The sequence below is a fragment of the Aneurinibacillus sp. UBA3580 genome (genome assembly GCF_002375825.1).
Taxonomy (GTDB): Bacteria; Bacillota; Bacilli; order Aneurinibacillales; family Aneurinibacillaceae; genus Aneurinibacillus; species Aneurinibacillus danicus.
Window position 1 is genome coordinate 4,401 of the sequence record NZ_DFMZ01000002.1, and the last position, 5,085, is coordinate 9,485.

Annotated in this window: 7 protein-coding genes; 3 read left to right on the top strand and 4 right to left on the bottom strand. The window is 48.9% G+C overall.

All coding sequences use genetic code 11. The features are described 5' to 3' along the window. The coding region (locus B2899_RS00170) for an AMP-binding enzyme (protein ID WP_414631731.1) at window positions 1-332 on the top strand (332 nt) is incomplete at its 5' end. Window positions 333-368: 36 nt separating this feature from the next. Here the strand turns inward: B2899_RS00170 and B2899_RS00175 are convergent. From B2899_RS00175 to B2899_RS00190, 4 genes are read right to left on the bottom strand one after another with little or no spacing between them, the layout of a single operon-like run. Continuing rightward, window positions 369-857, bottom strand: coding sequence for a DUF1269 domain-containing protein (locus tag B2899_RS00175; protein ID WP_286883138.1), 489 nt, complete (start codon window positions 855-857; stop codon window positions 369-371). Window positions 858-868: 11 nt separating this feature from the next. Next, entirely contained in the window at window positions 869-1,291 is a 423-nt protein-coding gene (locus B2899_RS00180; protein ID WP_146812319.1) for a c-type cytochrome, read from the bottom strand. A gap of 12 nt (window positions 1,292-1,303) precedes the next feature. Further along, the gene (locus B2899_RS00185) at window positions 1,304-1,813 is read right to left on the bottom strand and encodes a cbb3-type cytochrome c oxidase subunit II (RefSeq protein ID WP_146812318.1); all 510 of its coding nucleotides are present in this window, start codon (window positions 1,811-1,813) and stop codon (window positions 1,304-1,306) included. A gap of 22 nt (window positions 1,814-1,835) precedes the next feature. Further along, window positions 1,836-3,233 carry a cbb3-type cytochrome c oxidase subunit I gene (locus tag B2899_RS00190; protein WP_146812317.1) on the bottom strand — a complete coding sequence of 466 codons (1,398 nt, stop codon included), beginning with the start codon at window positions 3,231-3,233 and terminating at the stop codon, window positions 1,836-1,838. Window positions 3,234-3,447: 214 nt separating this feature from the next. Between B2899_RS00190 and B2899_RS00195 the strand changes: the two genes are divergently transcribed. Together B2899_RS00195 and B2899_RS00200 are read left to right on the top strand one after the other, a co-directional pair. Continuing rightward, window positions 3,448-4,041: a TetR/AcrR family transcriptional regulator gene (locus B2899_RS00195; RefSeq protein WP_146812316.1), complete on the top strand. Its 594-nt coding sequence runs from the start codon at window positions 3,448-3,450 to the stop codon at window positions 4,039-4,041. Window positions 4,042-4,168: 127 nt separating this feature from the next. Next, window positions 4,169-4,954, top strand: coding sequence for an enoyl-CoA hydratase (locus tag B2899_RS00200; protein WP_146812315.1), 786 nt, complete (start codon window positions 4,169-4,171; stop codon window positions 4,952-4,954). Window positions 4,955-5,085 lie beyond the last annotated feature (131 nt).

Consider the following 5,085-nt stretch of genomic DNA (forward strand, 5'->3'; position numbering starts at 1 on the left):
ATCGGAAGAAAGACATGATTATTGCGGGGGGATTTAACATTTACCCCCGCGAAATCGAAGAAGTTCTATATGAACATCCGGCCATTAGAGAAGCGGTTGTCATCGGAGTACCGGACGAATACCGCGGTGAAACCGTGAAAGCCTATATCGTCATCCGGGAGAATGAAGGAGTGACGGAAGAGGAATTAGATACGTATTGCCGGCAGAAGCTGGCCGCTTTCAAAGTACCCCGCATCTATGAATTTCGGGATGAACTTCCGAAGACGGCGGTCGGAAAAATTCTGCGTCGTGCTCTTATCGAAGAGGAGAAAGGCAGACTACAGACAAAATAAAAGGATGGGAGCGTTTTTCCCATCCTTTCTTTGCGCCTAATTTTCAATAACCGGTTCATCATGAATTTCTACCGCGCCGTGCTGCTCCAATAGATGGGTAATCGTTCCGCGCAACTCCGGTTTGCTGACCTGTATAACAAGAACAACCTGTCCCTGTTCAAGGTGCCGGCTAATATGTTCGGATGTATACCTGTTAATACCTAGATCCGTCAATCCTCCGATAACTCCGCCGGACATGGCGCCGGCGAGTACGGAGAGAAGAGGGCCTGCCGCGATTACAGGGCCAATCCCCGGGATAAGCAGCGTTCCCATGCTGAAAGCGAGACCCGCCGCGCCTCCGATAACCGATCCGATAGTCACGCCATCGACCACGGGATCGGCGCTTGCGTCACCCGTAAATGTATCCGGTTGTTCCGTTTTGCGTAAAAACGAAATTTCGTCTTTTTTCACGTAGCTCTGCAGGGCGTTACATGCGCGTTCCGCTTCCTCCGGAAGGGTAAATACAGCCACAATGTGGGTGTTCATACGTTTCCTCCTTACAGTGTCCGCAAATATTTTTCTACAGCTTTAATCTGTTCGCTGTCCAGTCCCTGGTTGGGAAGGGAGGGCATGGCACCGCGCCCGTTTAGCAGCACATTGGTTAATTTCTCGCCGGGAAGGCGCTGGCCGACCCCCTGCAGCCCGGGGCCAACAAGCGCTTCTTTGGTCAGATTGTGACAGCCGAGACAGTGCTGTTGGACGATTGTTTTGCCGTCTACCGGCTTGTTGCCGGCGGTATCTTCCGTTCGTTCATTTACCGGTTGGGCCAGAACCGAATAACCGATCGCCCAGGCTGCCAGCGTGACATACGTGATGACGAGAAAGCGCGGCACCCGGGCATTCGCCATCCGAATCCCCGCAACTTCCTCAAGAGGTTCTTCATGCGTTGTTTCTTTCTTTTCGCGGCGTTCTTCATCCATTACTCCTACCTCCTAGCGTCCTTCAGTGGAAGGTGCCGGTTTTAAGCTCATCAAATAAGCAATCAAATCTTCTGTATCCTGGTCGGATAAATAGTTATAGCTTGGCATCGTACTGCCCGGGAATACCTGGCGCGGGTTGTTTAAATGTACACGGTGCCATTGCTCATTCCAGCGGGTGCCCACCCAGGTAAGATCGGAGCCGGTCCGCACGCTGCCCAGCAGATGCGGATAATCATGATAGTAATCTTCCGGAACAGAGACCGGGCCCAGCGAGGAGTCCGCTTTTACGGGACGTACGAACTGTGTATGACACGTATGACAGCCCTCGCGGATATAGACCTGGCGTCCGCGGTATTCCGGCGAATCAATCGAATAATTTTTGATGGCAGCATTTGCGTTCTCCCGCTGCATGACCTCATCGTAGAAAGGAAGCACCACGGTGGCTGCGACCCCAATGAAGAACAGAAGGGATGCACCGATAATAAAAGGTTTCATAAAACGTTCTTTGCTTTGTCCGCTCATGGTTTCGCTCCTTTCTTACGGTTTATGCAGTGGAACTCGATTTCTCTTCGACTGACAGCGGTTGTCCTTCTGTAATAGACTTGCGCACGTTGTAGGCGAACACAATTTGTCCGGTGAACATCAATAGGCCGCCGACAGCGCGGGCGATGGAGAATGGCTGCAGCGATACGACCACCTCAAGGAACGGCACGCCGTATTGCTTTCCTTCTGTCCATGCAAACCCTTGCATAACCCCGGCCGTCCAGGTGGTAAAGGCAAAGATGAGAAATCCGATAATCGATAGCCAGAAGTGCCAGTTCATCAGCGCCTCGCTATAGATTTTGCGGCCGGTCAGCGTCGGCAGCGCATGATAGAACAAGGCGAACAGGACGAATGAGAAAGCGGCGAACAATGGCATATGTGCGTGACCTATTATCCAGTTGGTGAATTTAAGGATGGCGCTTGGCTGCATAAGGGATTGAAACGGTCCTTGCAGGCAAGTGATTAAATAGAAAATAGCGCCGGTTACGACAAATTTCAGCGATACATTCTCTGATATGACATGCCATTTGCCCTTCATCGTACCGAACACGTTAGCAAGGACGGTCCATACCGGAATAATGAGGAGCACAGACGGAACGACGCCGGCTTTCATTAACCAGGCGGGGATAGGTCCGTTCTGCAGATGGTGCGGACCGTTCCATACGTAGAACGTTGCGATTGTCCAGAATCCGATAAGCGAGAGTTTGTGACTGTATAGCGGATTTTTGGACAGCAGCGGAAGCAGGTAATAGATGAATCCGACTCCCACTGTCGTAAACCAGAGTCCGATGACGTTGTGGCCGTAGAACCAGCCTGCCAGCGCCTGGGGAACCCCTGAGATGAAGTAGGTAGCAAGGTTGCCGATGATATAGAGAAACGGCAGCCAGATAAGAGAGCCCATGAAATACCAGAGGCTGACATAAAGTTGATGTTCGTTGCGTTTCGCGATGGTTTTGAAGCAGATATATGCTGTGCCAACCACCAACACGATTAAAAAAAGGTCGAGCGGCCATGGTGTTTCCGCGTATTCAATCGTCGTTGTATAACCCATCGATAGTATAATAACCGCAAGCACGATATACACATTCCAGAGGATACCGATGATACGGGCAAGGCGTGGATGTTCGAGAGATTTGCGGGTCAACCGGGGAATAATGTAAAGTAGGCCGCCCACATACGCCATCGACATCCAGCCCAATAGAACGACGTGTGTATGCGCCGGACGAATGCGGCCATAGGAGAGATATTTCTGGAGAAACTCGCCCCATACCAGAAAATTCGGCCATACGTACTTAATCGCAAGGATCAGGCCAATACTCATTCCAACGAGGAGCCAGACAATAGAAGAATAGAAAAAAAGCCGAACCGCTTTATTTTCATCTTGTGTAAGGGTTGTCATAACAATCTCCTTTCTGTAACCAGTGAGGTGAAATCATGTTAAGTATTTCCTGAGCAAATAAAAATATTCTAGAAGAAGGAGAATGACGGTAAATGTCGAAATATATATACAAAACCACACTTCTTCTTCGATACATATTGACAATCCTGATTTTTTTGAATAAACTAAACTCGAGTGAATGCTCATTCATTATTTGGGATTTGAGGGAAGCGTTATGGCGAAGAAGACAGGGGAGAAATATCAGAGCATTATCGAAGCAGCGGTAAAGGTTATTGCCCGCTATGGCTACCATCAGGCACAGGTATCAAAAATAGCCAAAGAGGCCTCAGTTGCTGATGGTACGATATATCTTTACTTTGACAACAAAGACGATATATTAATATCGTTGTTTAAAGAGAAAGTCGGAACTTTCATCAATACGGCCCGTGCCCGAATCGCTCCGCTGGAGAAGGCGGAAGATCGTCTCCGTGAACTTATTTATATGCACTTGTGGCAGATGTCTCAGGACCGTGATTTGGCCATCGTAACGCAGATTGAGACGCGCCAAGCCAACCCGAACCTTCGGGCGGGAATTTACGAGGTGTTAAAACATTACCTGGACTTGATTGACGAAGTGATTTTCCTCGGCAAAGAGCAGGGTGTTTTCCGGCCGGATATAGAGCATAGAGTAGCGCGTAAGATGATTTTCGGCACGCTGGACGAAGCGGTCACCTCATGGGTTATGAATGAGCGGAACCAGAATCTTGTCTCCCTTGTTGACCCGATTCATAATTTGTTTATTAACGGATTGAAAGTGGCAAAACAGTGAACTTACAAAAATTTAAATGCCCATTTGTCCGGAAAACAATTATAATTTAGAAGACAGGCAATTTACAGAAAAATAACAGCGGACAAAGTTGAACATTCATATATCAGGTTATGGAGGGAGAGGAACAATGGAGTTTACAAATGTCAAGCTTGAAGCAGCAAACAAAGTAGCGTATCTCAGTATTGATGTACCTCCGGCGAACACATTAAGTTCCGCCACGCTTACCGGTCTTGGCGATGCGTTCAATTATATTGAAGGCATTGATGACATCAAAGTCATCGTTTTAACAGGAGCGGGAAAGTTCTTCGTTGCAGGCGCAGACATTAAAGAATTTACCGGTGCATTCGACAATGTCGAACAGGCAGAGCAGATGGCACGGGCAGGTCAGAAGCTGTTTGACCGGATTGAGAGCTTCTCTAAACCGGTGATTGCGGCAATTAACGGCGCGGCATTGGGCGGAGGGCTAGAGCTCGCAATGGCCTGCCATATACGGTATGCGGCCGAAGAAGCGAAGCTGGGTCTGCCCGAATTGAATCTGGGTTTGATTCCGGGATTCGGAGGCACACAGCGGCTGGCGCGTCTGACCAATAAAGCAAAAGCGCTTGAATTAATTTTGACAAGTCAATTTGTTGACGGGAGAGAAGCGGAGCGTATCGGCCTGGTTAACCGCGCCGTTCCCCTAGACTCTCTGATGGATGAAGTAAAAAGAGTCGCTGAGCTTATCGCTCTCGAGAAAAGTGCCGTTTCCGTACGCGCCGCGCTTGAAGCGGTTACATACGGACTTGCGGTGGGGCAGGAGAAGGGCACAGAGAAAGAAGCCGTCCTGTTTGGGCAACTGTTTGCCTCAGACGATATGAAGGAAGGCGTAAATGCATTCATTGAAAAACGTAAAGCGCAATTTACCGACAAGTAGGTTGATTTGCGAATACCGTTCACGCTTATGCCGGCAGGCGGCGCGCTGAATCTCTTATAAACCAATATAGAAGCCATAAGGAGGATATATATGAACATTCTTGTATGCTTAAAGCAAACGTTTGACACAGA